Here is a 26,586-nt window from a genome sequence, read left to right on the forward strand (position 1 = left end):
AGCCTTGCGCGCTTTAAGCGCGGGAGGCGTCTTTATCTGCCTTGATGGTCTTTTTGCCCTTGGTCTTGGCCTTGGCCTCCTCGGGCGTCTCAAACACGTAGACAAGCTTGGCCTTGGCCACATGGTTCCACGGAAAACTGACGGGAACTCCTTCGCATACGAGCGAAAGTGTCTCGCCGTCCAGGGACGCGAAGGTCCCCTTGAAACGCTTCCGGCCGTCCAGGGGGTCGGCCAGAGTGACGTCCAGCTCCTGGCCCACGTAGGGGGCGAGCTGGGAAAGCTCGAAAAATTTCCGGTCAAGGCCGGGCGAGGAGACTTCCAGCTGGAAGGCTCCATGGATGACATCTTCCATGTCCAGGGCCAAGCTGAGTTGCCGGCTCACGCTGGCACAGTGCTCGACATCCACGCCGTCCGGACCGTCTATGAATATTCGCACAACGGGGCGGCCCGCTCCGCTGGCGATCTCCATTCCCCATAGAAAAAGGCCGAGGCCTTCCACGTAGGGAGAGACCAATTCCTTAATCCTGGAGAGCACTTTTACGTTGTCCTGGGTCATACCAAAAAAAAAGTGGACCGAACCGATTGGCCCACCCCTGTAATCACCGAAGCATTGGCCTCAGCGTCATGAGGATTTTTTGGAGCGGGCGACGAGATTCGAACTCGCGACACCAAGCTTGGGAAGCTTGTACTCTACCAACTGAGCTACACCCGCTCGCAAAGTACGTCATATTATGCGTATCCGGGGCCGTGTCAAGTGTTTTGCGTGTTTTCCGGGCTTGCGCCCAGGCCTCAGCCTTTGGTAGCTTGGCTGGATGCGCAAGCAAATCATGCTCCTGGAACGAAACACCTCTTCCCAGAGAGATACCGGGGATTTCTGTCTGGCCGCGTTTCTCATGGTGGCTCTGGGGGCGGCCTTGCGGTTTTACAACCTGGGCGAGCCTTCCATGTGGGCCGATGAAATGCTCGTGGCGCTCAATGCGTCCAAGGAACCTGCCTACATATTCAGCCTGTCTCAAAATGTCGAAGTTCATCCCCCGTACTTCTACTTCCTCTATAAGCTTCTCTTTCATCTTGGTTCATCGGACTTTTGGCTCAGGCTCCCTTCGGCCGTCTTCGGAACGGCGACGCTCTATTTCGTCTGGAGGGCGGGGGAGCGCCACCTGGAAAGCCGCTTCGCCGCCCTGGCCGCCCTTGGGATGCTGGCCGCGCACCCCCTGCACATATGGATTTCCCGCCAGGTCCGTCCCTACGCCCTGATAGCGCTCTGCTTCATCCTGGCAGCGGGCTACCTGCTCAGATATCTGGAGGAGGGCGATTCCCGCCAGGCCAGGCGCAACCTGCTGGCCTGCCTTCCCATGGTGTTAAGCCACTATGTGGGGCTGTTGGCTTTGGGGACGCAGTGGGTGGTGGCTGCCGTTGCAGCGCTTTTCCGGGGTGTTCCCTCCCTGGGCTCCGTGGTGGGGTATGGTTGCGGGGCCGTGCTGTGCGCTCTGCCTTCGGCGTATTTTTTTTGGGAAGCCAAGTTCAACAGGCATGAAGCCTCCATCGAGGCAGGCAAGGGAATTGTCCCGGCGTTGGAAAAAGTGCTTTCCTCGCTTCAGGGCGTGCTCTCCTTCGGCGCAGACGTCCCGTACGCCTGGGCGGCAATGGCTGGGCTCATGCTCGCTGGAACGCTTTCGCTTCTCTTCAGGCGAGCCTCGGGTTCTGCACTCATCGCACTCTTCGTGCTTCCCCCGGTCGCCCTGGTGCTGGCCCAGTACGCCAGCCACATGTATGCCGTTCATCTGAGCTTTCTTCTGCCTGTGGCGGTCTTGCTGGCGGGGGCGGGATTGGAGGGGCTCGCGCCCAGGGCGCTTTGCCGTCCTTGGTTTGCGCTGGTGCTGTGCCTGTGCCTGTCCGGAACCTTCGTCAGCCTCAAATCCAAGGACTATTACGAGGCAAAGGGAGTGGTGGCCGCCTGGTGGCACATGGGCTTCTATAAGGATATAGCCCAGATGTTGCGGCAGTTTTTCACCCCGGCGGACATGATCGCTTTCCACGACCCGGCCCTGTTCGAATCCGTCAACTGGTACGCCTCGCGCCAGGGACCGGGTGTGCCGGCCAGCCAGCGGCTTAAGCCCGAAGCCCAGACGGTCATGGCTGTCTTCGTTACCAACCATGAGCATTTCGGCCATGCTTTCAAGAATGAATCAGAGTTCAGGACGCTTTTCGGACAATCAGCGGTGGTGGCCCACCGTGACAACATGAACCTCTATCAAACCGCGATTGCCAGAAATCCGGACATGGTGTTCGACGGCAAGCACGTCTTCGCCGACCTGACCGCGCGCCCCACGGACGTGTATTCCAGGGCGTGGTCGCTTACCGACCTTGGCCTTTTGCCCTATTTCGGATGCTCGCTGTTTCCCTCCTCCTCTGGCCAGCCCGGCGAAGTGGTCTACAGGATAACCAGAGCCGGCGAGCACTCTCCCATGCGGTTTGACCTCCTGGCGGATTTCGAACTGGAGGCTCCCGGGAATCTCATACGGATCGAATACAAGTTCGACCAGAGCTCCTGGACCACGGCCCTGGAAGAGAAGAGGCAAAGCAAGGGCACCTGCCGCCTGATTCGCTTCAACCGGGAAGAGCCGTTCGAGCATTTGTGGCTTCGGGCGGTCCTGGTGGCCGGGGAAAAGGTGGCGACTTCCGAGTGGGGAGCGCGGACGCAGGTCCGTTTGAACAGGCTGATGCTCTTTTCGGAACAGGACGGAGCAAGCTTCGGCAGCCGGACTGTACCCTTGAGGGAGTCCGGTCTGGGCTCGCTGGAGGTGCTGCCGGGAGACGTCTTCATGCGCTGGGGCCTGGGCGAGGTCACCGCGCTGGCCTTTGACCAGGAAGAGGAGAAACCCCTGGTGTTGAGCTACCGGTTCGTGAGCCGCGTGGCCGGACAAGGCGTCGAAGTGCTGCGGGACGGCCAGCGCCTCGCCCTGTACCAGAATCTGGAGCCTGGGCAGGAGGTGGCGGAAGTGATGGAGCTTGCCCCCAAGTCCGGCCCCGGCCTCCTGGAGTTCCGCCCTGCGACCTGGAACCACAAGGATGCCTCCTCGACCTTCGCCCCGGATGATCCCCGCCAGTTGAGCGTGATGTTCTTTGATCTTTCCCTTGAGTCCCAGGACCATTCCGGTCCTCCGCCTCCGCCCCAGGTGCTTCCGAAGTAGTTCTTCCGCTTGGCACGCTTCCTGCTCATTTGCTGGGCGAGGAGGTGTCCGCCATGCAACAAAGCTCAATCAGCGCGCTGTTCGGGGCGTTAAGCAACGAAACGCGTCTTAATCTCATAGCCAATAATTTGGCGAACGCGAACACAGCCGGGTACAAGGCCGACAAGGTCTCGTTCCAGGACGTGTTCCAGCGCATGGCCACCGACTACAACCCGGATGCGCGAAACGACCTGCAACAGAAGCAGCTTTTGCCCAGGCCCATTGTGGTGGCCAAGCCCCGCCTGGCTGAACAGACCGTGGACATGACCCAGGGCAGCCTGGAGAACACGGGCAACACCTTCGACGTGGCCATCAGCGGGCCAGGGTTCTTTCGAATCCAGACCCCGGAAGGCCAGTTCCTGACCAGAAACGGTCAATTCTACCGCAACAACCAGGGGCTTCTGGTCACCAACCAGGGCTACCCGGTGCTCGGCCAGTCGGGCAACGTCACCATTCCGGACGGCCAGGTGGTGTCCATCACCCCGGACGGCCAGGTGGTTGTGGACAGCCAGATCGTGGGCACCATCGACGTGGTGGACGTGGCCGACCCCAAAACGCTTTCAAAGGTGGGCCAGAGCTTCTTCACCGGCTTGAACGGCGCCCAGGCCGTCACCCGTCCGGTTGACGGCACCAGAACCTCTCTCAACCAGGGCTACATAGAAAAACCCAACGTGCAAGTGGTGACGGAGATGGTGGGAATGATCGAAGCCCACCGCTCCTTCGAGGCATACACCAAAATCATCACCAGTACCCAGGATATGGACAGGGACGCCACCACCAAGGTCGGCGAAACCCGTTAGGAAGGAGGATACTCCGTATGATGCGTTCGCTCTATTCGGCAACCACCGGCATGGTGGCCATGCAGCTTCAGATAGACACGATGTCCAACAACTTGGCCAACGTGAACACCCTGGGCTTCAAGAAGAGCCGGGCCGAGTTCGAGGACCTGATGTACCAGACCTTGAACGTGGCCGGCACCCAGAACGAAGGCGGCTCGCGCCTGCCCACCGGCATCCAGGTGGGCATGGGCGTGAAGCCCACCACGGTGCACAAGTTCTTCCAGCAGGGCGATTTCCAGAACACCGGAAACCAGCTGGATCTGGCCATCTCCGGCCAGGGGTTCTTCCGTCTCCAGGATCCGGCGGGCAACGACGTGTACACCCGGGCCGGGGCCTTCAAGCTCAATCAGGACGGCACCGTGGTCAATGCCAACGGGTACACACTGCAACCGACCTTCACCATACCGTCCCAGGCCACCAACGTCGTGGTGACGGAACGCGGGGTGATAAACGCCACGGATTCCAGCGGCAACGTTTTGGCCACAACCACCATTCCGCTCTACACGTTCATCAACCCGGCCGGCCTCACCGCCCAGGGGCGCAACGTGTACAAAACCACGGATGCTTCCGGCGCGGCCCAGGAACTCACTCCCGGCGACCAGAACGCCGGTACGCTGGTCCAGGGCTTTCTGGAGATGTCCAACGTCTCCATGGTCGATGAAATGGTGGGGCTCATCGTGGGCCAGAGGGCCTACGAGGCCAACTCCAAGACCATCGCCACCTCGGACGCCATGCTTCAAACCGCCGCGAACCTCAAACGGTAACGCCAGGAGTTGAAAATGTCTCAGCATACGCTTTGGGTTCGCCGGGTGGGCGTGTTTCTCACGGCGATAGCGGCATCTGCGGCCGTGTTCGCGGTCAGCGCCGCTTTGGGGGCCGGAGTTATGGACTGGAAGCTCAAGGTCGCCCCGGCTGTCGCGGTGACCGGCGACCGGGTCATGCTGGGCGACATCGCCGAACCAATAGGCAAGATAGACCCCGAATCCTGGCGCATATTGGCCTCGACTCCTCTGTGGCCCTTCCCCGGGCGCGAAGGACAGATCACCCTGACGCGCAAGAAGATCCTTGAAGATCTGGACCGGCTTTTCCCCAACGCCGAGGGCAATTTTCACGTGCCCGAGCAGGTGGTGATCAGAAAGGGCGGAGGCAAGCCAGTAGCCACCAACGACGTGGAACGCATGATCGTCGACTTTCTGACAACCAACATGACCGGCCAGGACGGGGAGATCGAGGTCAAGGAAATTTCCCTGCCCGGCCAGCTCTTCATCGACAACGAGCTGGAGCGGATGAGCGTTGAGGGCGTGGGCAACATGGTGCCTGGCCGGGTGAACCTGCGCCTGACCGTGTCCACCCCCGACGGGCGGGTGCTCAGGCAAATCGCCGCCAACGCCTTCGTGAACGTCTGGAAGGTTATTCCCGTGGCCTCGCGCCCGCTCAACATGCGCGAAGGTGCCCTGGGCTCGGACAAGGTAACCTTTGAACGGCGTAATCTCGCCTTTGTGCGGGGAACCCCGTGGAACACCAACGACCCCGTTCCCATGCGGGTCAAGGGATCCATCAACCAGGGAACGCCGCTTACTACGGAAACCCTGGAGCCCATGCCCGCCATTCTCAAGGGCGAGCAGATCACCTGCCTGTGGCGCGGGGTCAATGTTCAGCTGGTCATGCCCGTGACCGCCATTACCGACGGAGCCAAGGGCGGGGCGATAACGGTACGCAATGTGCAAAGCGGCAAGGAACTGGCCGCCATTGTCCAGGACTCCAAGACTGTCCTGGCCAAGTAGGGGAGGAGGGCACACCATGAACAAGAAAACGGTATTGACCTGGGCCGCATGCGCTCTGGCCGTTGCGGGCACAGCCTGCGCGCCTCCGGCGCAGAAGCAGCCGAGCCCCATGTCCTCGCTCACCCCGCCGGTGATGCAGGCGCCGTCCCCTTCCGTGAACCCGGGGTCGCTCTATTCGCAGGCCGCACAGCCCAATTATCTCTATGAGGACAACCGGGCCAGGCGCATCGGCGACATCGTCATGGTCAACGTGGTGGAGAAGTCCAACGCCAAAAACAAGTCCAAGACCAAGTCCAATGGCAAGAACACCATGGACATGAACGTGAACAACTATTTCAACCAGCATTCCATGACCCCCATCCCGGGCAACAGCCTCCTCAAGGGAGCCACCGGGCTAGACCTGGCCGGGGCCGTTGGCATGCAGGGCTACGTGGGTACCGGAACCCCCATCGTGAACACCAGCAGGAACAACCAGTTCGACTCGGACGGCGAAACGAGCCGCGAGTCCACTGTCACCTACACCATCGGGTGCAGAGTGGTGAACATCCTGCCCGGCGGAGTGATGCAGGTGGAGGGCGCCCGCCAGGTGCGCGTCAACGACGACACGCAGATCATGGTGGTGCGCGGGCTTCTGCGCCCCATGGACGTGGGCCCGGACAACACGGTGTCCTCCACGTCTTTGGCTGAAGCGCAGGTGGACATGTTCGGCACCGGCGTGCTGGCCGACCGGCAAAAACCCGGCTGGCTCTCTAGAATCTTAGACAATATGTGGCCTTTCTAGTCCTCTCGGGGGAGGGGACGACAGTTCCAGGAGCTACCAATATGCTCAAGCAACGGATACACATTGTACTGCTGACGGCCTTGATCCTGGCCGGGCTGACCTCTGGGGAGGGGTGGGCGGCCAGGATCAAGGACGTGGCCTCCTTCTCGGGCGTGCGCACCAACCAGCTGGTGGGCTACGGCCTGGTGGTCGGTCTCGGCGGCACAGGCGACAAGCGCGGTTCGGATTTCACCATCCAGTCCATCTGGAACATGCTCGACAAGATGGGCGTGCGCGTTGACAAGAAGACCCTGCGGCCGGCCAACGTGGCCGCGGTCATGGTCACCTGCCAGATGCCCGCCACCGCCAGGCCCGGCACCAAGCTGGACGTGACGGTGTCGTCGCTTGGCGACGCGTCGAGCCTTTTGGGCGGCGTGCTTCTCATGACTCCCATGAAGGGCGTGGACGGCGAAATCTACGGCCTGGCCCAAGGGCCGGTGGCCGTGGGCGGCTTTTCAGCCTCCGGCGCGGCGGCTTCGGCCACCAAGAACGTCACCACGGTGGCCACCATACCCGGCGGAGCCAACGTGGAGCGCTCGGTTCCTTTCGATTTCAACGGGCAGCGTGATCTGACCATCAACCTGGGCTACGCGGACTTCACCACGTCCCAGGCCATAGCCAAGAAGATCAACCAGGCCATGGGCGGCGGTTTCGCACGCGCCACCGACGCCTCCACCATCAAGCTGGAGATTCCGGAGCAGCACCGGGGCAACATGGTCCCCCTCATGGCCACCCTCGAGAACCTTGAAGTCACTCCGGACAACAAGGCGCGCGTGGTGGTGGACGAGAAGACTGGCACCGTGGTGGTCGGACTCAATGTGAAGCTCACCCGCTCCGCCGTGACCCACGGCAACCTCCAGATCACAATTCAGGAATCCGCCGAGGTCTCCCAGCCGCTACCGTTCGCGCCCATCGGCGCCCAGACGGTGGTTGTACCGGAGACGGCCATCTCCGCCACCGAGGAAAACCGCAAGCTGCGAATGGTGGAAGGCGCCACGCTGCAGGAACTTGTGGAAGGCCTGAACGTATTGAAGGCCACGCCCCGCGACCTGATAAGCATTTTGAAGACCCTTCGCTCAGCCGGAGCCCTGCACGCCGATCTCGAGGTCATCTAACATGAGCCTGGGACCGGACAGCGCTGCCCAAGTCTCCCTGGCCGCGGACGCCCGCAAGGCGTCTGCGGCGCAGGCCTTGGCCGCTCGCGTAGCTCCGGGCCAGAACCCCCAGAATACCCAGAGCCCAAAGATCCCTGAAAAGGCTTTCGGAAAGATTCTCGATTCGCTCACGCCCGAAAAGGCCGAGGCGGCCGGGGCCAGCCCGGAAGTGGTGAAGACCCTGACGGGGCAGGCCATGAACAAACGCCTAAGCCCGGGACCGAGCGAGGAGAAAAAGGCCAGGGACGCCTGCGAGGGTTTCGAAGCCGTATTCATCGGCCAGATGATCAAGGAAATGCGCAAGACCGTCCCCAAGGACGGCATGCTCCACGGCAAGCACGAGGACGAATACGTCTCCATGTTCGATGAGGAGCTGTCCAAAACCCTGACCAAGCAGGGCGGAATTGGCCTTGCTGATTTCATGCAGCGCCAGCTCGCTCTTGGCGCTTCCTCGAAAAAACAGCAGGCCTCACCGGAATCGCAAGCGGGCCTCAGGCGAACGGCTTCGGAATCGGTGGTCACCGCTCCCGTGAACAAGGTGCAGGCGAACGGATTGCGGGGCAGATTGTTCAATCAGCTGCGTCCCTCGGGGCTTTCCGGCGGGCAAAGCGTGGTCCTGGCCGCTGACGCCGTCCGCCCGGGCACCCCCCCTGGTCCGTACGCTCCAGTGTCTGCCGCACCCAAGCAAACATCCCCCGGATCACTTCAGGGCACGCCCTCGCAGCATATGGGTCTTCCCGGCGCCCAATACCTAAAGGGTGCGGACGTCCAGCTTGCCGCTACCGGAGTAGGCGCGGTCGCGCCGGTTGAGGGCGAACTCACCTCCGAATTCGGCTGGCGCAAGGACCCCTTCACCGGGCAGCGCGCCTGGCACAACGGCGTGGACATCGCCGCGGCCGAGGGTACTCCGGTCAAATCCTGGCGGGACGGCAACGTTGTTTTCTCCGGAAAGATGCACGGATACGGCAATCTGGTGGTGGTGGAGCACGCGGACGGGGTCAAGAGTTTTTACGGCCACAACAAGGCCAATTCCGTTGCCGTGGGCCAGGCTGTGAAGGCTGGTCAGGTAATTGCACAAGTGGGTCAGACGGGCAGAGCCACAGGCCCCCATCTGCATTTCGAGGTGAGGGTGAACGACTCGGCGGTGAACCCGTCAAAGCTCGGCGGCTCAATGCTGGCAGCCGCTCCGGAACCCGAAAGGATGATACCGGATCTCTAAAGGGAGTTCGCCATGACCCAGCGCATCCTGGAAAATCTTTCCCGGCAGTATCAGGCCCTCAAAGTCCTGCAGTTCCTCCAGGAGGAAGAGTTTGCCCACCTGAAGGAGTTCAGGCCTCAATCCGTGGGTGCGGTGGAATTTTCCATCCAGGAGCTCATGCGCCAGCTTCTCGTTGAACGCAAAGATGCCCGCCGCATGATGCTCGCGGTTGATCCTTCCGCGAAGCGGCTCCAGGACCTGGCTCCCTTCTTCGGGGACAAGTGGGCCGACGCGAAGAGCTTTCTCGAAAAGATCGACGCTCTCGAACAGGGCTGCGCCAAGCAGGCCGAGAAGAGCTACTCCCTGGCCCTGGCCCTCTTTGATCAGTCCAGCGGCTACGTGGACTTCTTCACCCAGACGCTCATGCCGCAAAAAACCTCCTACGGTCCCCGGGGCGTCTTCGGCAAATCCAAGCCCGCTCCGGCAATGCTGAGGGGGGCCCTGTAAATGGCCGGCATCACGTCCCTTCTCAATATCGGCCAGAAGGCGCTGTTCGCCTCGCAGGTCGGTATTGAAGTCACCGGCCAGAACATAGCCAACGTCAATACCGAGGGCTATTCCAGGCAAAGGGTGATCTTCGAGGACTCTCTCTATGTCGATTCCCAGCCCGGCCAGATGGGAACGGGCGTCGATGCCGCGTCGATTATCCGGATGTTCGACAAGTTCATAGAGAGTTCCTACAACACCAAAGCCTCTTCCGCGGAACGCTACAACTCGCTCTACCAGATGATGCGCTCTGTGGAGTCCACATTCAACGACGCCAGCGGAAGCGGCGTAGCCAAAGCGCTCAGCAAGTTCTTCACCGACTGGCAGAACCTGAGCCTGGACCCCGGCAGCTACCCGCAGCGCCAGAACGTCCTGTCCGACACCCAGTCCCTCATGTCCATCCTGGCTCAGGCCGATTCGGACCTGAACACCATCTGGCAGCAGGCCAACAACTACATTGCTCAGGACGTGAATTCCCTGAACAGCCTGCTTAAGGACATCACGGACATCAACAAGCAGATCGTCATCCACGACAACCCCCCGGGCAACAACGCCAACGGCCTCTACGACGAGCGGGCCCGGAAAATCCGCGCCCTGGCTCAGCTCATCGACGTGAACGTGGTGGACAACGGCGGCGGAAACATGACGATCATGGACAGGGCCGGGCATACCCTGCTTGACGGCGTGAATTATTTCGAGCTCAAGCTCGAGAGCAACAAGGTGATCAAACAGCTGGTCACGGGCTCGAGCTTTGACGGCAACGTCTATTTCGGCGGCACCGACAACTTCGAATATACCGTCAAGGTGACCCAGGACGGCGACGTCTCTTCGGGCTCCTCCGCGGCGCAGTTCCAGGTGTCCTTGGATGGCGGAGTCACCTGGCTCAGGAGCGACTCGGGAGCCATCAAGACCTTCTACGCGCGCCCGGAAAGCCTCTCGGTGAACGCCGGGAACTTGAACATTTATTTCGGCCAGAATTCCAACTCGACCATAACGCCCACCGGAATGCTCCAGGCGGGCGACAAGTTCACCATCGTGCCCAAGTCCGGGTTGTTCTGGTACACGTCCGCGGCCACGCCCATCAACGTGACCCCGCAGATATACATGAACGGCGAGGACAACATGACCCGGGTAACCGGGGGCAGCCTGGCCGGAAATTTCCAGCTCAGGGACTACAACATCGGGCGCTACAGGGAACGCCTCGACGCGATGGTCAAGACCCTCATCTGGGAGACCAACCGCATCCACAGCCAAGGTTCGGGGACCAAGATGTTCACCGACGTGACCGGCACCTACCAGGTCAGGTCGGCCGATGTGGCCCTGGGGTCCGACTCCTCGAACCTGACCTTCGCCTCCAAGCTCACTTCGGGCGCGTCCATGATGTACGTGTACGATTCCTCGACCGGGCAGCTGGTATCCAACAGCTTCCTGGATTTCGACTCGACCCAGGGCGGACTCCAGCTCTTCAACCCGCACCTGCACACCCTCTCGGACGTGGCCGGAGCCGTGAACAACACCTTCGGCAACTTTCTTACCGCCACCGTGGTCAACAACGAGCTGCAGATAAACGCCAAGGCCGGGTATACGTTCGGATTCGGCACCGATGCCACGGGGCTGTGGGCGGCGCTTGGAATAAACACCTTCTTCGCTGGCGACACCGCCCGCACCATGATCATAAACCCCAAGTGCGGAGCGGACTCCGGATTCGTCAACGCGGGTCACATAAACGGAGCGGCCGAGTCGAACCAGGGCGACAACATCACTGCGCTCAACATCGCCGCGCTTCGCACCAAGGCCGTGACCATAGGCACGTCCATAGACGCCCCCACCACCCAGTCCATCCAGGCATACTACGCCAGTCTGGTGGGCGTTGTGGGAGCGGACACCGAAAGCGCCCAGTTCAACTATTCCTATGAAAGCTCGTTGGCCAATGATCTCAAAAACCGCCAACTGGAAGTATCCGGCGTGAACCTGGATGAAGAAATGTCCAACCTGGTAAAGTTTCAGCACTCTTACCAGGCTGCCGCAAAAATGATCTCCGCGGCCGACCAGATGTGGCAGACCGTGCTGGGACTCAAACAATAAGGAGGGCGTCATGGCTATGCGCGTCGCCCAACAGATGATCTACTCATCCAGCCTGGGCTACATGAACACCTCCCTGAGCCAGCTCATGGAGTCCAATCTGCAGGCCGCCAGCCAGAAGAAGGTCAACAGGCCTTCCGACGACCCCGTGGGCATGAGCCGCATATTGAGCTACCGGGACAACCTGAACGCCATCGACCAGTACAAGACCAACATTTCCATGGCCGAAGGGTGGCTCAACCTGGCCGACAGCACCCTGATCCAGATGAATACGGTCGTCACCCGGGTCAAGGAATTGGCGGAGCAGGCCGCGACCGGCACCCTTTCAGCCGACAACAGGTCCGAAATAGCCTCCGAGGTCAGGCAGCTGTTCAGTCAGCTTGTGGGAATGGCCAATACCCAGTTTGACGGAAAGGCCATTTTCGCCGGGCACAAGACGGACACCAATCCCTTTACCGAAGCCCTCTGGCTGACCACGAACCAGCAGGGTGTGGTCTCCAACGCCGGGTTCAAGATCAATGGCTTCAACCAGACCACGACCCTGGTTCAATTCACGACTTCCGGCCTGCTCTCCAACGGTTCTCCGTTCCGCTATTCAACTGACGGCGGCTCCACCTGGACCCAGGGAACCGTGGTGGATCCGGGAGCTCCGGAGAGGCTCCAGCTGTCGCTCGGAGGAGTGAGCCTGGAACTCGACAGGAACACGAGCGTCGTTGCCACCAGCGCCACCAACACCAACGACACCAACGGAACATGGATGTGGATAAGGCCCACCGCCCAATACACGGGAGACGACGAGGACACGATCACCGTCGATCCCCTGCAGGGCATGGGGTCCACCGTGACCGGTTCGGCCATGGGGTCTTTCAACAGCAACGTCATAGTGCGCGTGGACCAGACCACCACCCTGGCATCCAGGGTGACCTACTCGTACAGTCTGGACGGAGGGGCGACCTGGAAGGTGTCCAACTCGTCCACTCCGGACAATACCGCCAGCTCGGCCAGCCTGAACCTTCCCGGCGGCGTTTTGACCCTGCATTCAAATGGCGGGAACCAACTCACGGCCGGGAGCATGTTCGTTGTCCGCCCGCGCAAGGGCATAATAAATTACGACATTTCGCCAACGGAACGCATCGCGGTAAACGGCATAGGCAAGAACATCTTCGGCGGCGTCTACCAGGACCCGGCGAGCAACTCCGCCAGGCCAGTGGTCATAGCGGGGTACTCCAACGCCACGAACCTCTTTGAAACCGTGGGCAAGCTGGTGGGCTATCTGGAGACCAACAACCAGTCGGGAGTGCAGCAGGCCCTGGCGGATCTCAGATCATCAAGCCAGACGGTTCTCAATTACGCGGCGGACGTGGGTGCGCGCGAGAACAGGCTGGTGGTGGCCACAGGCGTGCTCACCAATCTCTACGACAACCAGACCGAGCAGCTTTCGAACATCGAAGACGTGGACATCTCCGCGCTGATGACCAAACTCGCCCAGCAGCAGCTTGCATATCAGTCGGTACTTAAATCCACTTCGATGATCATGAACTTGAGCTTGATGAACTATCTCTAGAGTAAGGCATTCGTTGACAAGCATCGGTACGCGCTCTAGGGTACCCGACATCGGAAGGATACGAGGCGGGAATGCTTATACTGACACGTCGTCCTGGGGAATCCATCCACCTGGGTGACAAAATAAAAATTACCGTTCTTGGTGTGCAGGGAAAGCAGATCAAGATTGGCCTGGATGTGCCTCAGGAAATGCCTGTGTATAGAGAAGAAGTATACCTGCGTGTGCTCGAACAGAACCGCATGGCACTTGAAGCGGATCAACAAGACGTTCTCGCGGCGGCGGCATTATGGCAAAAAAGCAAGAACGAGTGATCCAGAGCCGAATAGGCAAGCTGATCATCCCTGCCGAGCGGATACTGCATTTCCCCCGGGGGATCATTGGTTTTGAGAGCGAGCGTGAATTCACCTTGGTGAAGATCAAGGAAGATTCGCCCTTTCTCATACTGCAGAGCATGAACGATCCTCGCCTGGGACTCATGGTGGTAGACCCCTACAGCTTCATCCAGGACTACGATGTGGTGGTGGGTGATGCCGAGCGCAAGCTCCTGCGCATCGAGAACATACGCCAGGTCATGGTGCTGGTCACCGTCACCATCCCTCCAGGCAGGCCAGAAGACACCACCCTCAACCTCACCGGACCTGTGGTAATCAACATGCAGGCCCGCATCGGCCTCCAGGTTCCCCAGACGGACGCCAAATACCTGACCCATTTCAAGCCTGGAGAGTTGTTGGAAAATAAATAGCGAAAGCTGTTTTGCTGCTCTGGAATGTGAAACCGGGCGCCCGATGGCGCCCGGTTTTTTTGTTCAGATCGCTCTGTACGGGAAGGGCCGAAACGTATCAGGTCCGAACCTTCAATGCTTTGACGCGCAAGAGGCGCGGCGGAGGGCCGGTCTTGCGCCGGGACTAGAACACCACGGTCTTGTTGCCGTCGATGATTATGCGGTCCTCCAGGTGGGCCTTCACCGCGCGGGCCAGCACCTGTCGCTCCAGGTCCCTGCCCAGGTCTTTCAAGTCTTCCACTCCGTGCCTGTGGGACACGTGGGCGACGTCCTGGGCGATTATCGGGCCAGCGTCGAGTTCTTCCGTGACGTAATGGGCGGTGGCCCCGATGATCTTCACCCCTCGGTCGAATGCCTGATGGTAGGGCGCAGATCCGACAAAGGCTGGCAGGAAGGAGTGGTGGATGTTTATGACAGGACCTGGTGCCTGAGATATGAAATCAGCCGAGAGTATTTGCATGTAGCGAGCCAGCACAACTGCGTCGGCATGTCCGGCCAAGTGCTCGAGGATGGCGTTTTCCGCGCCTTGTTTGCCTTCAGTATCCCGTGGCACCGGGACGTGGTGAAACGGCACCCCGAACCGCTCAACTTCATGACGAAGGTCGGGGTGATTGCTGATAACCATGGACAGCGAGCATGGGAGCTCCCCACGGGAAACACGCCAGAGAAGCTCCATCAGGCAGTGCTCGTGGCGCGACACCATGATCGCCAGTTTCTTTGGGGGCCAGGCGTAGTAGATGCCCCAGCGCATCTCGAAAGGCTTTGCCACAACCCTGTCAAAGGCGGACATGAGAGCCTCACGGCCCAGGTCAAGGTTGGGGGTCTGGAATTCAAGGCGCATGAACAGCGTTCCGCCTTCGGGGTCGGTGGAATGCTGGTCGAGCTGGGTGATGTTGGCGCCGTGGGTGAAAATGAACTGGCTCACAGCTGCAACGATGCCGGGTCGGTCCGGGCAAGTAATGAGCAGTCTGGCTGTTGTGCGAAGGGACGGGGTGGAATCGGTTCTCATCCGGAAAAACTATCGGAAAGGAGCGGGGAAATCCACTTGTGGTGCGGGGGGAGCGTGATGGGTGCGGTGCTTGGCCGGGACGGCCGGTTGAACCACCCCGGGACGGTCGTCCTGGGTGTTGAGGCGAAAAAAAACAGGCATGAAAGCTCGCCAAGCGAGGATAATTAATCCAAGCTTGGCGAGCGAGAGTGCCTTTTCATGGTTGGCCGCCTCCCGGACGGCAAATTGTTCTAGCGCAGGAAGTCGAGTTCGCCTTCGACCATTTTTTCGGCGATACGCCGTGAATCCAGGTTGTACGTGCCCGCCTGAACCTGATTCTTAAGCGCCTCGACCCTGTCAACCCGGACGTCTGGGCTCTCCGCCGCCACCTTGGCGGCTTCGGCCACCAGTTTGGAGTCGGAGGAAACAGACACCCTGTCTCCAGTGGCGGCTTGGCTCTTGGCTTTTGCCTTGGCTTTGTCAGCCTTGGCGGTCGCTTCGGAACCTTCGCCCTTGTCCACCTTGGACTGTGCGTACGGGTTTGCTCCTCCCAAAATCTTTTTGATGTCCATGATCCCCTCCCCGACGGCTTCTGCCGCCGAGATGCCTCGCAAGACTCCGTTTCCGGTAAGGGCCCTCTCCCCAGATGGCCTGACTTGCTGGCACTCTTGCGGGCTTTAGCCCGCTAAAGCATCGTTTCGTCGACCTTTTCGAGTGCGATGTGCCAGAGCTTCTCCAACACCTTCGCCCGCTCGGCGCCGGTCACTTCGACCGCGTTTTTTTCACCCGGGACCCGAAAGATCTGCAAGTCCTGTTCCTCGGGAGGGTAGGCGAAAAGGAACTTCGTGCGAAACGCGGTTTCCAACTCTCGAAGTATTTCCTCCACGACTGGATTGTCGGAACCTGTGACGATCAGACTCTCGACAATTTCAGCAGCCACTTTGTGCACCAGTTCGCGGCGCTTGGCTTCGCGGGAGATTTCGATCTGGTCCTCCGCCCCGGCCGCCCGAAGCGAACGCCTGTATCGTGCCAGCCGTCTGGCCGTCGTAACCTGCCGCCCGTAGGTGCGAAGCATGTTTCGGAGCAGGGCGGGGTTCGCAGCCATTCTCGATTCTCCTCGCTCGTCACGTACTCTATCGGTCAGTAACAGTGAAGTCTTTAGGGTGGCTTTTAAAAAAAGCCATATCCATTTTTGCCAGTAATGCCGGATACGTCTTGAAGCCAGGTCCGCTTTGCTCTAGACACGCGCTATGCAACCAGCGGTGCGCGATGTTCTCGTGGTGGTCAAGGCCGGGGACGAAAAGGCCCGGGCAATGGCTCAGCAACTTCTCTCCTGGCTTTCCGGCCTCGGGTCCTCGGGACGCGTGGTGGAAAACCGCACGGACCAGGAAGGGTGTTTCGACGCGTTCTGCCTGGTGGGAACCCTGCCCAGGCCGCAGCTCGCCGTTGTTCTGGGCGGCGATGGAACCATGATCAGCGTGGCCCGCAAGCTGGCCGGCGAGTCGGTGCCGCTTCTGGGAATCAATCAGGGCCGGCTGGGTTTTCTGACCCAGCTCACTGCCGAGGACTGGCAGGAGCCGCTGAAACAGGTGATAGTGAAGGGTTTCTCCGTTGGCCAGCTCATCATGCTCGCCTGCGAAGTGGCCCGCGACGGCAGGCAGGTTTTTTCCAGCGGCGCGGTGAACGACGTGGTTGTGCGCGGGTCCATGGCCCGGCTCATCAAGGTCGGCGTCGTATTCGGCGGAGAAAAGCTGGGCGGCTTCCGGGCCGACGGCATGGTGGTGGCCACGCCCACGGGCGCAACCGCCTATTCCATGAGCGCGGGCGGGCCGCTGGTCCACCCGGATCTTCGGGTGCTCACCCTTACCCCCATCTGTCCGTTCCTGTGCGACTTCAGGCCAATGGTTCTCCCCACCGACCGTCCGCTTGACCTTGGAGTGGAGGAGGCCACCGCGGATGTCGTGCTCACCTGCGACGGGCAGTCCACCTTCCCCCTGAAGCCAGGCGACTGGATAAGGGTGCGCCAGGCCCCGCATTCGCTCAAGCTCGTGGCCGTGGGCAGGCATACCTATTTCAACAAGCTTTTGGATAAGGGATTCATCAGGGAACGTTGATGCGCTGTGGAAGGAAAACGGAATACTTACGCTAAGCGCGGGTATAACCCTCCATATCGTTTGACTTCTTACAGGATTGACCCCATCAGAGAACGATGAGCCCGGTCAGCTTTCCCTCCATCGGTTCCCCCTCGGAACTGCGCTACGGCAAAGACCCTCTCCTCGATGCCTGGATTCTCCATTTCATGAGCGAGAACCACATCGAATACAGCATCGACCCCCTGCGCAACGCTTCACCTGAGCAGATGCGCTTCATGGTGGCTCTTGGGCCGGACCAGATCTATGTGCCCTGTTCCGACGTCATGCTGGGACACCTGCTGGAAAAGAATCAGGAACCGGCCCTCATGGACGCCTACGCCAAGGTCTGGCGCATGGTGCTGGAGCTTATAGAAAACCACTGCCCGGGCCAGTACGAAAAGATGATGATCCTCGCGCTGTGCGACCACAAATACCGCCAGGCGGTGAACGCGCCGGTGCTCATTCCGTCCAGGCTCTTAAAGCGCCTGACGTCGGTCTTTTTGGCCCAGGCCGGCCAGGACGACCCGTACCGGGCCCGCAAGCGCGTCATGAACCGCCGGGCCAGGCAGTTCATGGATACGCCGGCCATGAACGCCGCCCTGAACACCTGTCCGGGCATGTCCGCCAACTGCGCGACAATCCGGGACATGCGCTTCGAGCTGGACATGCTGGAGATTTCTCGCCTCCTGTGCCTTTCGGTCTGGAGCAAGGTCTGGAAAGACGACCAGGGGTTCCCCCAGCCCGAGGAAATCGAACGGGAGGTCTTAAACTGCGGCCCGTTCGACGCGTTCCGCTTAGCCCTGGACCCGGGCAAGCCCAAGTCCATGAAGATTCTCTACCTCCCGGACACGGCGGGAGGGATGCTCTTCGATCTTCTGGTGGTGCGTTCGCTGCTGCGCATGGGGCACAGGGTGATCATGGCGCTCAAGGAAGGCTTTTTCTTCGACTGCCCCACGGTATGGGACGCGGACGAGGACCCGATCCTGGCGCAGTATTTTTCCATGTTCGGGGCGCGCATCCTGGGCGACAACCGGGTGGGCAAGAATCAGCTCCTCCAGGCCATCAAGGAGAACCCCTTCCTGGTGATCTCCGACGGGACCAGGGAACGGCTCAACCTGTACAAGACCAGCATCACCTTTGCGCGGGCTTGGAAGGAGTCGGACCTGATCATCGCCAAGGGCGAGCTCAACCATCGCCGCCTCATGATGACCAAGACCGAGTTCACCCGGGACGTCATCAGCGTACACCGGGACCAGGAAGGAACGCTGCGCATCGAGTTCAAGCCGAAGCCCTCCAAGCTTCGCACCTTCACCGAACCCGAGATCACGGCCAAGGCCGAGGCCATCATCACCCGCATGCGTTCCGAAAAGTCGGCGGGCAAGTCCATCATGTTCTATTCGGCCATTGTGGGCTCCATTCCCCATGAAACCGAGACAGCCATCACCATCCTGCACACCTTCGTCAAACACCTGAGGGCCAAGCTCGCCGGGACCTACATCATCAATCCGGCGGAGCACTTCGAGGAAGGCATGGACGCCGACGACCTGATGTTCATGTGGGAGAAGGTGCAGCGCTCGGGGCTCATCAACGTGTGGCGATTTCAGTCCACCCAGGACATCGAGCAGGCCTTCGAGCTCATGGGGCGCAGCATCCCTCCGGTCTGGGCCGGAAAGGACGCCACTTTCTCCACAGGCTGCACCAAGGAAATGCAGATCGCCCTGGACATGCAGCGCTCCCACCCGGAAATGCAGGTCATCGGGCCAGACCCGGAGAAGTTCTTCCGCCGCCGCGAGTACGGGGTAGGGAAGTTCTTCGACGCGGCCATAGCGGCGCGGTAGAATTCTCTTCACCCGGTCTTCGTGAAACTAGGCGTGTCAGCATGAGTCTATACGCCCAAGATTCCGGGAGGTTTTTCCCGGGAGGGTTTGATACAATTTGGCCGGATTGGAAAACAAATCTCAGAAACGGTCTACGCCAGGAGATGGTCAATTGAAGGGAGCCAATGGTTCCTTTGGGGAAACCCCGCCTCCCGTTGTGCGCCTGAGGCTATGGCTGGAAACGGAGGACGGCATGTTCTTCGGTACGGGCCGGGGCATGCTCCTCGAGGCCGTGGACCGTTTCGGCTCGCTCAAGAAGGCCGCCGAGCATCTGGGCATGTCCTACCGGGCGGCCTGGGGCAAGATAAAGAGAACGGAAAAGGTGTTAGGCGTCGTGCTCATCGAGCAGGCCGGGAGCAGAAATGGAGGACACAGGCTCACGCCTGGCGGACGGCTTCTCATGGACAAGTTCCGCGAGTGGTATGAGGCGGTGGAGAACTCCGCTGTGGACAAGGCCCGGGAACTCTTCCCCTGGGCCTGCCTAAGTTTCAAAGAGGCGCGCAAGATGAAGCGTGGGTTGGCCAGGGACGCGGGCGACGCCGACGAGAGTTGATCCCTGGCAGGAGTGCGTTGTGGCGGTTCGTCGGGAGATCGCCGATACCAAGTCCATCCTTTCGTTAATTCTAATCAGCGTCCCTTGCGCACATGAAATAATCCCCGTGCCCAGGGAAATCACAATTCCAGCTTATAGAGGCTGACGCCCTCGCCATAGACCTCCATCCCGGGGCCGTAGCGGTACTCCCTGACGAGGGTAAAACCCAGGGTGGAAAAAAGCCTTTCCGCACGCGTGTTGCCCAGGTCGCAATAAAGCTCCACGGCTTTCGCGCCTGCGGCCCGCAGGTCCTGTTCCACCCTGGCCATGAGGCCTCTGGCCACGCCACCCGCCCGGTTCTCCCTGCGCACGCCGAGAAATTCCACAAGCCATGTTCCAGGCGTTGCCGGTTCGGTCACCGCTGGCAGGGCATCCACGAAGACGCGTTGCCGGCTCAAGATGTTCTCGACCTGTTCGGGATTTATCCCGATGCCGGGTGCAAGATCGCGCAGTGCCTGGGGGGAGAACGGATAATCCGGTGTGGAGATGTCTTCGCGCACCGTGACCGTGCCGGAACACACGCCGTCCACCAGGGCCACATAGGTGTTGTCTATGCGGCCCCAGGGCTGGGCCGGGTGCATGGCCAGGCCAGCCAGCAGCTTGAGCAGGGCCGCTTCAGGCAAGCCGGTGAGGTGATCCAGGAAACCTCGCTTGTGGTGGGAACGGGAGGCCAGAAGGATCATGTCCGCCAGGCATCTGGCGTATCCTGGCCCGGCCCGGTACACGGAGAGGGGTTCGGTATTGTCTACGGGCATGAAGAAAGTCTACCACGCTGGGTGGATAGGGGCAATCGCTTGGACACCGGGCGCTCGCGCCTCCCTTCCAGACGGTCTGGAAGGGAGGTCGCCTGCTGGCTGCTAGCGGCTTTTACACTGGTTCAATGCGTTGTTGCAGTTGGCGATGCACACAGCGCGCTGGTTGGCGTCGCGCATGGTGTTGCAGACGCCCGCGCAGTTCTGCCAGTTCATGTTGCAGTTGGCTTCGACGCGTCTGCGCTGTTGGTCGTAATTCTGCTGGTTAGGGCCGTAATACGTTCCGCCGTGGCGTTGTTGGTAGGTGGGATGGTAATAGCCTTGGCCGGTGTCGTAATAGCCGTCGTCGTAATAGCCGCCCCGTCCGCTCTCCACGCATCCGGCCAGCAGCGAGAGGCTAAGCAGAAGAAATATGGTTGCTCGCATGGTGTCCTCCTGGGATATGCCAAGTAACAAACACCATGAACTTGCGGTCAAGTCAATGCCGCGTTCCCATTGACCCTGTAAGCCCTGGGCTGTAAGACCAAGGCCCGCAAGCACACATCTCCCAGGAGCCTCCCGATATGGCGCAGTATGAGGCGGTGATAGGCCTTGAGGTCCACGCCCAACTTCTGACCAAAAGCAAGATTTTCTGCAGCTGTTCCACCGAGTTCGGCGCGGACCCCAACGAGAACGTCTGCCCCGTGTGTTCAGGCATGCCCGGCGTGTTGCCGGTGCTGAACGCCAGGGCCGTGGAATATGCGGCCAAGATGGGCATGGCCGTGGACTGCGTGGTGAATCCGGTTTCGGTGTTCGCCCGCAAGAACTATTTCTATCCCGATCTGCCCAAGGGCTACCAGATCTCCCAGTACGAGCTCCCCATCTGCGAGCATGGCCGCGTGGACATCCTGGTGGACGGCCAGGCCAAGACCATCGGCGTCACGCGCATCCACATGGAGGAGGACGCTGGCAAGAACATCCACTCCGCCACGGACAACGTGAGCTACGTGGACCTAAACCGCGCCTGCGTCCCGCTTATCGAAATCGTGTCCGAGCCGGACATGCGTTCCTCCGACGAGGCCGTGGCCTATCTTAAGGAGCTACGCTCCATCCTGGTGTATCTGGGCATCTGCGACGGCAACATGGAGGAAGGGTCGTTCCGCTGCGACGCCAACGTCTCCATCAGGCCCGTGGGGCAGGAAGCATTCGGCACCCGCACCGAGATAAAAAACGTCAACTCCTTCCGCCACGTGCGCCAGGCCATCGAATACGAAATCCAGCGCCAGAAGGACTGCCTGGAGGACGGCGAGGCCATTGTCCAGGAAACCAGGCTCTACAATCCGGACAAGAACATCACGGCCAGCATGCGCGGCAAGGAAGAGGCCCACGACTACCGCTACTTCCCGGACCCGGATCTGGTGCCCATAAAGCTCGATCCCGCACAGATAGCGGACTGGCGCTCCGTCCTGCCTGAGCTGCCCCGCGCCAAGCGCGAGCGCTTCATGAAGGATTTCGGCCTCTCCGTGCAGGACGCCGATGTCCTTACCGCCGAGCGCGACGTGGCCGAGTACTTCGAGGCCGCAGTGGCCGCTGGCGGCGATGCGAAAAAGTGCGCCAACTGGATCATGAGCGAGCTCATGCGTGAGATGGCCGAGGCCAAGCTTTCGGCCACCCAGGTGAAGCTTACGCCTTCGGATCTGGCCAAGCTGGTGGCCATCATCGATTCCGGGCTCATTTCCGGCAAAATCGCCAAGCAGATTTTCCCTGAACTCTTCGCCCAGGGCGGCGACCCCGAAGCCCTGGTGAAGGCCAAGGGGCTGGTGCAGATTTCGGATACTTCGGCCCTGGAGGCCGCCATCGACCAGGTGCTGGCCGCCAACCCCGCCGAGGTTGAAGCCTTCAAGGGCGGAAAGACCAAGCTCATGGGCTTTTTTGTGGGCCAGATAATGAAGGCGACCAAGGGCCAGGCCAACCCGGGCCTGGTCAACGAACTTTTAGTGAAAAAACTCAGCTAGGACACACCATGACCGACCATATTCAGTTCTCCCAAGACCAAAATGCCCTGATGCTTCTCGACCAGCGCATCCTTCCCGGACGCGAGGAGTACTTCCTCTGCAAGAACACCTTGGACACCATCTACGCCCTCCAGACCATGGTGGTGCGCGGAGCGCCGGCCATCGGCGTCACCGCCGCCTACGGCTGCTACCTGGCATCGCGCGAAGTTGAACCTTCCGACGCCCAGTGGAAGGCCCGTCTGGAAAAGCTCTTAAAGGAGCTGGAGGAAGCCCGTCCCACGGCGGTCAACCTGCGTTGGGCCGTGGAGCTCATGCGCAGCGCCTGGCAGGCCGAGCAGGGCTTGAGCCTGGAAGGCCTTCAGGCCAAGTGGCTGGCCATGGCCAAGGAGATCCACGCCCAGGACATCGAGATCAACAAGGCCATGGGCCGCTTCGGCGCGGAACTCATCGCCGACGGCGACACGGTGATGACCCACTGCAACGCCGGGGCCCTGGCCACGGCCGGGCACGGCACGGCCCTTGGCGTTATCCGCGGGGCCTGGGAGCAGGGCAAGAAGATCCAGGTAATCGCCAACGAGACCAGGCCCTTTCTCCAGGGTGCCCGCCTGACGGCCTACGAGCTGCACAAGGACGGCATCCCGGTGAAGGTGGCCTGCGACAATGCCTGCGCGCTTCTCATGCAGCGCGGCATGGTGCAGAAGGTGGTCGTGGGCGCGGACCGCATCGCGGCCAACGGCGACGCCGCCAACAAGATCGGCACCTTCGGCGTGGCCATCCTGGCCAAGCATTTCGGCGTGCCGTTCTACGTGGCCGCCCCGGCCAGCACCTTCGACCTGAACACCCCCACGGGCGCGGGCATCCCCATCGAGGACCGCACCCCGCGCGAAGTGACCCACGTGGGCGAACACCAGATCACTCCCGAGGGCGTTGGCGTGTTCAACTACGCCTTCGACGTCACCCCTTCCGAGCTCATCGCCGGGATAGTTACCGAGCGCGGTGTCATCCGCGCCCCGTACGTGGAGAACATCGCCAAGATCATCGGCGGCAAATAGGCGAGGCGTGCGGGCTTTGGGATTTTGAGGCCTCTGGCGGCCAAAAGGCTTGCGCCCTTTGGAATCCCGTTCGGCTTCGCATCATGCAGCCATAAGTAGCTTACAGGGAGTGAGGTTTTGCAGCCGAGGGCGACGGATCGTCTTCAGATCGATCCGAGCCCTCGGGGGCAGGGCCTCACTCCCTGATAACCATACTCAATATCTTTCCCCACTCTTTACGCCGCTGCCAGCAGTGGTACACTCTTCCCCACCGGGAGAATCCAAACATGAAAGTGGTCATAAACGGCAAGGACGCGCAGCTTGAAGACGGTGAAAGCCTGGAAGGCTGCCTCGCCTCCAAGGGCTTCGACGCAAAGGCCGTGGTCGTTGAACTCAATGAATCCATCGTCCCCAAGGACATCTGGCCAACCATCGCCTTGAAGGAAGGCGACCGGCTTGAGGTGGTGTCCTTTGTGGGAGGGGGCTGATATGACTCACGCGTCAGACACGCTTCTCATCGGCGGCCGCATGCTTTCGAGCCGCCTGTTTCTTGGCTCCGGCAAGTACTCGTCCAATTCCCTCATCCCGCCCATCGTGAACGCCAGCGGCGCGCAGGTGATCACCGTGGCCGTGCGCCGGGTGGACCCTGAGGCAGGCCAGGAGAACATCCTCACCCACATCCCCAAGTCCTGCATTCTCATGCCCAACACTTCCGGGGCCAGAAACGCCCAGGAAGCGGTGCGCATCGCACGCCTGGCCAGGGCGGCCGGCTGCGGCGACTGGATAAAGATCGAGGTGATAAGCGACAACCGCTACCTGCTGCCCGACAACCAGGAGACCATAGAAGCCACCCGCATACTGGCCGCAGAAGGGTTCACCGTTCTGCCCTATATGAGCCCGGACCTCATGGCAGCCAAGCGCATGGCCGAGGCGGGCGCGGCGGCAATAATGCCGCTTGGCGCGCCCATCGGGACTAATCGCGGCTTTCGCACCAAGGAACTCGTTCGCATCATGATCGAGGAAATAAGCCTCCCCGTTATCGTCGATGCCGGCATCGGCAGGCCTTCCGAGGCCTGCGAGTGCATGGAGATGGGCGCGGCGGCCGTGCTGGTGAACACCGCGGTGGCCTCGGCCGCGGACCCGGTGGCCATGGCCAGGGCCTTCGGCCAGGCTGTGGCCGCTGGCCGGACAGCGTTTTTGGCCGGGCCCGGAGCGGTGGAGGAGACGGCCAAGGCGTCGTCGCCGCTGACGGGCTTTCTGCACGAGTAAGAGAAGAGTAAAGAGGCTTCCGGCGGCCAAAGGGACTGCGTCCCTTTGGAATCCCGTTTCGCTTCGCAGGAAGCGCGGCGCCGTGTGGCCCTAGCGCTACAGAGCTTTGACCCGGTAACTTAACCGCGAAGCATAATGCCGGGTCCAGGGGGAGGCACTCCCCCTGGCGGGAGAGTCCAGAGAGGGCGGCGCCCTCTCTGGCCAAAAGAGCACCATATCATGACGTTTCACGACGAACTGCGCCGCTACGACGGCCTCGATTTCGACAGGTTCTTCTCGCAGGTGGCCGATGCGGACATAGCCCGCATCATCGCCAAGAACAGGCTTTCCCCCATGGACTACCTGGCGCTTCTTTCCCCCCGCGCCGCGTCCCACCTGGAAGCAATCGCCACGCGCGCCCACGAATTGACCGTCCGGCACTTCGGACGGGCGGTTGTGCTTTTCACGCCGCTTTATCTGGCGAACTTCTGCACCAACCAGTGCGTCTACTGCGGGTTCAACACCAAGAACGAGTTGGAGCGCCGCAAGCTCACCGTGGAGGAGGTGGAGGCCGAAGCGCAGGAGATCGCCAAGAGCGGGCTCAAGCACATCCTCATTCTCACCGGCGAGGACCGCAAGGTCACCCCGGTCAGCTACATGGTGGAGTGCGTGCAGGCGCTCAAGAAGTACTTCACCAGCATTTCCATCGAGGTCTATCCCCTCACCAGGGAAGAGTACGGCGAGCTTGCCGAGGCGGGCGTGGACGGCATGACCATGTTCCAGGAAGTCTACGACGAGCCTGCCTACCTGGAGCTGCACCCCAAGGGGCCCAAGCGCAACTATCTCAGGCGCCTGGAAGCTCCGGAAAGGGCAGCGGCGGCCGGAATCCGTCAGATAACCACCGGGGCGCTCCTGGGCCTGCACGACTGGCGCCGGGAGGCCTTCTTCACCGGCGTGCACACGGACTTTTTGCAGCGCACCTATCCCGACATCGAAGTGGCCATCTCCCCGCCGCGCATGCGGCCGCACCTGGGCGGGTTCCCCCCCAAGGAGATCGTCTCGGACGCGGATCTGGTGCAGTACATTCTGGCTTTCAGGTTGTTCATGCCCCGGGCCGGGGTGACGGTCTCCACCCGGGAGAACGCCAAATTGCGCGAGAATCTGCTCAGTCTTGGTGTGACAAAGATGAGCGCAGGCGTGTGCACCCAGGTTGGCGGCCGGGCTTCGGGCCAGGACGATCCGGGCCAGTTCGAGATTTCCGACGGCCGCAGCGTGGCCGAGATGGCCGAGATGCTCTATTCCAAGGGGTATCAGCCAGTGTACAAGGATTGGCAGTACCTGTAGACTGAGAACCATGAATCCGTTTGAAACCGGGCTGTGCCGCTATCTGGGGCCGGAAGAGCTTGAACGAATCCGCGCAACCCGCGTGGGCATCGCCGGAGCCGGGGGCCTGGGCTCCAACTGCGCCTGGATGCTTGTGCGTTCGGGCTTCACGGACTTCATCATCGTGGACAACGATGTCGTTGAGCCGAGCAACTTAAACCGCCAGTTCTTCTTCGCCCGCCAGGCGGGCATGCCCAAAGTTAAGGCCCTTGCCGAGAACTTGCTCGCCATCAATCCCGACGTTACAGTAAATTCCATAGACGGCCTGGTCTCCCAGGAAAGCGTAGGCAGCCTGTTCGCGGACCGCGACGTGGTGATCGAGGCCTTCGACCAACCCCAGGCCAAACGCATGATAGTGGAGGCCTACCTGGGCACGGGAAAATTCCTGGTGGCCGCCTCCGGCCTGGCCGGCTGCGGCGATGCGGACCGCATCAAGACGCATAAGATGAAGGACAATTTCTACGTCGTGGGCGATCTGGTCACCCAGGTGTCGCCCGAGTGCCCGCCCCTGTCGCCGTGCGTCACTGTGGCCGCGGCCAAGCAGGCCGATCTGGTGCTTGAATTCGCGCTGCGGAGGCAACCGTGAAG

The 26,586-nt window shown here is 61.0% G+C and carries 27 protein-coding genes and 1 tRNA gene; 21 read left to right on the forward strand and 7 right to left on the reverse strand.

Annotated elements, in window-relative coordinates:
- Positions 1 to 13 precede the first annotated feature (13 nt).
- Together HY795_13235 and HY795_13240 are read right to left on the reverse strand one after the other, a co-directional pair.
- Positions 14 to 556, reverse strand: coding sequence for a ribosome maturation factor RimP (locus HY795_13235; GenBank protein MBI4806193.1), 543 nt, complete (start codon positions 554 to 556; stop codon positions 14 to 16).
- 80 nt (positions 557 to 636) lie between these two features.
- Positions 637 to 712, reverse strand: a tRNA-Gly gene (locus HY795_13240).
- Between the two features lie 100 nt (positions 713 to 812).
- Between HY795_13240 and HY795_13245 the strand changes: the two genes are divergently transcribed.
- From HY795_13245 to fliW, 12 genes are all read left to right on the forward strand, one after another.
- Positions 813 to 3,194, forward strand: a complete 2,382-nt coding sequence (locus HY795_13245) for a glycosyltransferase family 39 protein (protein MBI4806194.1) — start codon at positions 813 to 815, stop codon at positions 3,192 to 3,194.
- A 53-nt stretch (positions 3,195 to 3,247) separates the two neighbouring features.
- Positions 3,248 to 4,033: a flagellar basal-body rod protein FlgF gene (gene flgF / locus HY795_13250; protein ID MBI4806195.1), complete on the forward strand. Its 786-nt coding sequence runs from the start codon at positions 3,248 to 3,250 to the stop codon at positions 4,031 to 4,033.
- A 17-nt stretch (positions 4,034 to 4,050) separates the two neighbouring features.
- Positions 4,051 to 4,836, forward strand: coding sequence for a flagellar basal-body rod protein FlgG (gene flgG, locus HY795_13255; GenBank protein ID MBI4806196.1), 786 nt, complete (start codon positions 4,051 to 4,053; stop codon positions 4,834 to 4,836).
- Positions 4,837 to 4,851: 15 nt separating this feature from the next.
- Positions 4,852 to 5,856 (forward strand): flagellar basal body P-ring formation protein FlgA, encoded by a 1,005-nt coding sequence (gene flgA / locus HY795_13260; protein ID MBI4806197.1) that lies wholly within the window; start codon positions 4,852 to 4,854, stop codon positions 5,854 to 5,856.
- A 16-nt stretch (positions 5,857 to 5,872) separates the two neighbouring features.
- Positions 5,873 to 6,637, forward strand: a complete 765-nt coding sequence (locus tag HY795_13265; protein ID MBI4806198.1) for a flagellar basal body L-ring protein FlgH — start codon at positions 5,873 to 5,875, stop codon at positions 6,635 to 6,637.
- Between the two features lie 41 nt (positions 6,638 to 6,678).
- On the forward strand, positions 6,679 to 7,791 hold the full coding sequence (locus HY795_13270; GenBank protein ID MBI4806199.1) for a flagellar basal body P-ring protein FlgI: 1,113 nt from the start codon (positions 6,679 to 6,681) through the stop codon (positions 7,789 to 7,791).
- Position 7,792: 1 nt separating this feature from the next.
- Positions 7,793 to 9,049, forward strand: coding sequence for a peptidoglycan DD-metalloendopeptidase family protein (locus HY795_13275; protein MBI4806200.1), 1,257 nt, complete (start codon positions 7,793 to 7,795; stop codon positions 9,047 to 9,049).
- Positions 9,050 to 9,061: 12 nt separating this feature from the next.
- Positions 9,062 to 9,535 carry a flagellar export chaperone FlgN gene (gene flgN / locus HY795_13280; protein ID MBI4806201.1) on the forward strand — a complete coding sequence of 158 codons (474 nt, stop codon included), beginning with the start codon at positions 9,062 to 9,064 and terminating at the stop codon, positions 9,533 to 9,535.
- A complete protein-coding gene (flgK, locus tag HY795_13285; protein MBI4806202.1) occupies positions 9,536 to 11,659 on the forward strand; it encodes a flagellar hook-associated protein FlgK in 2,124 nt (707 codons plus the stop codon).
- Between the two features lie 16 nt (positions 11,660 to 11,675).
- Complete coding sequence (gene flgL / locus HY795_13290) at positions 11,676 to 13,220, forward strand: flagellar hook-associated protein FlgL (protein ID MBI4806203.1); 1,545 nt, start codon at positions 11,676 to 11,678, stop codon at positions 13,218 to 13,220.
- Between the two features lie 71 nt (positions 13,221 to 13,291).
- Positions 13,292 to 13,531, forward strand: coding sequence for a carbon storage regulator CsrA (gene csrA, locus HY795_13295; protein ID MBI4806204.1), 240 nt, complete (start codon positions 13,292 to 13,294; stop codon positions 13,529 to 13,531).
- Positions 13,507 to 13,962: a flagellar assembly protein FliW gene (gene fliW, locus HY795_13300; protein MBI4806205.1), complete on the forward strand. Its 456-nt coding sequence runs from the start codon at positions 13,507 to 13,509 to the stop codon at positions 13,960 to 13,962. Before csrA ends, fliW begins: the two co-directional genes overlap by 25 nt.
- Positions 13,963 to 14,125: 163 nt before the next feature.
- Here fliW and purU read toward each other — a convergent pair whose 3' ends face one another.
- From purU to HY795_13315, 3 genes are all read right to left on the reverse strand, one after another.
- Entirely contained in the window at positions 14,126 to 15,010 is an 885-nt protein-coding gene (purU, locus tag HY795_13305) for a formyltetrahydrofolate deformylase (protein MBI4806206.1), read from the reverse strand.
- 230 nt (positions 15,011 to 15,240) lie between these two features.
- On the reverse strand, positions 15,241 to 15,561 hold the full coding sequence (gene flgM / locus HY795_13310) for a flagellar biosynthesis anti-sigma factor FlgM (GenBank protein ID MBI4806207.1): 321 nt from the start codon (positions 15,559 to 15,561) through the stop codon (positions 15,241 to 15,243).
- A 113-nt stretch (positions 15,562 to 15,674) separates the two neighbouring features.
- Positions 15,675 to 16,094, reverse strand: coding sequence for a hypothetical protein (locus HY795_13315; protein MBI4806208.1), 420 nt, complete (start codon positions 16,092 to 16,094; stop codon positions 15,675 to 15,677).
- A 157-nt stretch (positions 16,095 to 16,251) separates the two neighbouring features.
- Between HY795_13315 and HY795_13320 the strand changes: the two genes are divergently transcribed.
- The 3 genes from HY795_13320 (at position 16,252) to HY795_13330 (ending at position 19,551) form a co-directional block, all read left to right on the forward strand.
- Complete coding sequence (locus HY795_13320) at positions 16,252 to 17,103, forward strand: NAD(+)/NADH kinase (protein ID MBI4806209.1); 852 nt, start codon at positions 16,252 to 16,254, stop codon at positions 17,101 to 17,103.
- Positions 17,104 to 17,198: 95 nt separating this feature from the next.
- Positions 17,199 to 18,959, forward strand: a complete 1,761-nt coding sequence (locus tag HY795_13325) for a DUF89 family protein (protein ID MBI4806210.1) — start codon at positions 17,199 to 17,201, stop codon at positions 18,957 to 18,959.
- 232 nt (positions 18,960 to 19,191) lie between these two features.
- The gene (locus tag HY795_13330) at positions 19,192 to 19,551 is read left to right on the forward strand and encodes a LysR family transcriptional regulator (GenBank protein ID MBI4806211.1); all 360 of its coding nucleotides are present in this window, start codon (positions 19,192 to 19,194) and stop codon (positions 19,549 to 19,551) included.
- A 119-nt stretch (positions 19,552 to 19,670) separates the two neighbouring features.
- Here HY795_13330 and HY795_13335 read toward each other — a convergent pair whose 3' ends face one another.
- Together HY795_13335 and HY795_13340 are read right to left on the reverse strand one after the other, a co-directional pair.
- Positions 19,671 to 20,345: a GNAT family N-acetyltransferase gene (locus HY795_13335; GenBank protein MBI4806212.1), complete on the reverse strand. Its 675-nt coding sequence runs from the start codon at positions 20,343 to 20,345 to the stop codon at positions 19,671 to 19,673.
- Between the two features lie 102 nt (positions 20,346 to 20,447).
- Positions 20,448 to 20,768 carry a hypothetical protein gene (locus tag HY795_13340; GenBank protein ID MBI4806213.1) on the reverse strand — a complete coding sequence of 107 codons (321 nt, stop codon included), beginning with the start codon at positions 20,766 to 20,768 and terminating at the stop codon, positions 20,448 to 20,450.
- A 137-nt stretch (positions 20,769 to 20,905) separates the two neighbouring features.
- On the opposite strand from HY795_13340, the gene gatB reads away from it, so the two are divergent.
- The 6 genes from gatB (at position 20,906) to thiF (ending at position 26,584) form a co-directional block, all read left to right on the forward strand.
- On the forward strand, positions 20,906 to 22,336 hold the full coding sequence (gatB, locus tag HY795_13345; protein MBI4806214.1) for an Asp-tRNA(Asn)/Glu-tRNA(Gln) amidotransferase subunit GatB: 1,431 nt from the start codon (positions 20,906 to 20,908) through the stop codon (positions 22,334 to 22,336).
- Between the two features lie 8 nt (positions 22,337 to 22,344).
- Positions 22,345 to 23,388 (forward strand): S-methyl-5-thioribose-1-phosphate isomerase, encoded by a 1,044-nt coding sequence (gene mtnA / locus HY795_13350; protein MBI4806215.1) that lies wholly within the window; start codon positions 22,345 to 22,347, stop codon positions 23,386 to 23,388.
- 266 nt (positions 23,389 to 23,654) lie between these two features.
- Positions 23,655 to 23,855 carry a sulfur carrier protein ThiS gene (thiS, locus tag HY795_13355; GenBank protein ID MBI4806216.1) on the forward strand — a complete coding sequence of 67 codons (201 nt, stop codon included), beginning with the start codon at positions 23,655 to 23,657 and terminating at the stop codon, positions 23,853 to 23,855.
- A 1-nt stretch (position 23,856) separates the two neighbouring features.
- The gene (locus tag HY795_13360) at positions 23,857 to 24,636 is read left to right on the forward strand and encodes a thiazole synthase (GenBank protein ID MBI4806217.1); all 780 of its coding nucleotides are present in this window, start codon (positions 23,857 to 23,859) and stop codon (positions 24,634 to 24,636) included.
- Positions 24,637 to 24,855: 219 nt separating this feature from the next.
- Complete coding sequence (gene thiH, locus HY795_13365) at positions 24,856 to 25,959, forward strand: 2-iminoacetate synthase ThiH (GenBank protein MBI4806218.1); 1,104 nt, start codon at positions 24,856 to 24,858, stop codon at positions 25,957 to 25,959.
- A 10-nt stretch (positions 25,960 to 25,969) separates the two neighbouring features.
- Entirely contained in the window at positions 25,970 to 26,584 is a 615-nt protein-coding gene (gene thiF, locus HY795_13370; GenBank protein ID MBI4806219.1) for a sulfur carrier protein ThiS adenylyltransferase ThiF, read from the forward strand.
- Positions 26,585 to 26,586: the final 2 nt, after the last annotated feature.

This window comes from Desulfovibrio sp. (genome assembly GCA_016208105.1).
Taxonomy (GTDB): Bacteria; Desulfobacterota; Desulfovibrionia; order Desulfovibrionales; family Desulfovibrionaceae; genus Fundidesulfovibrio.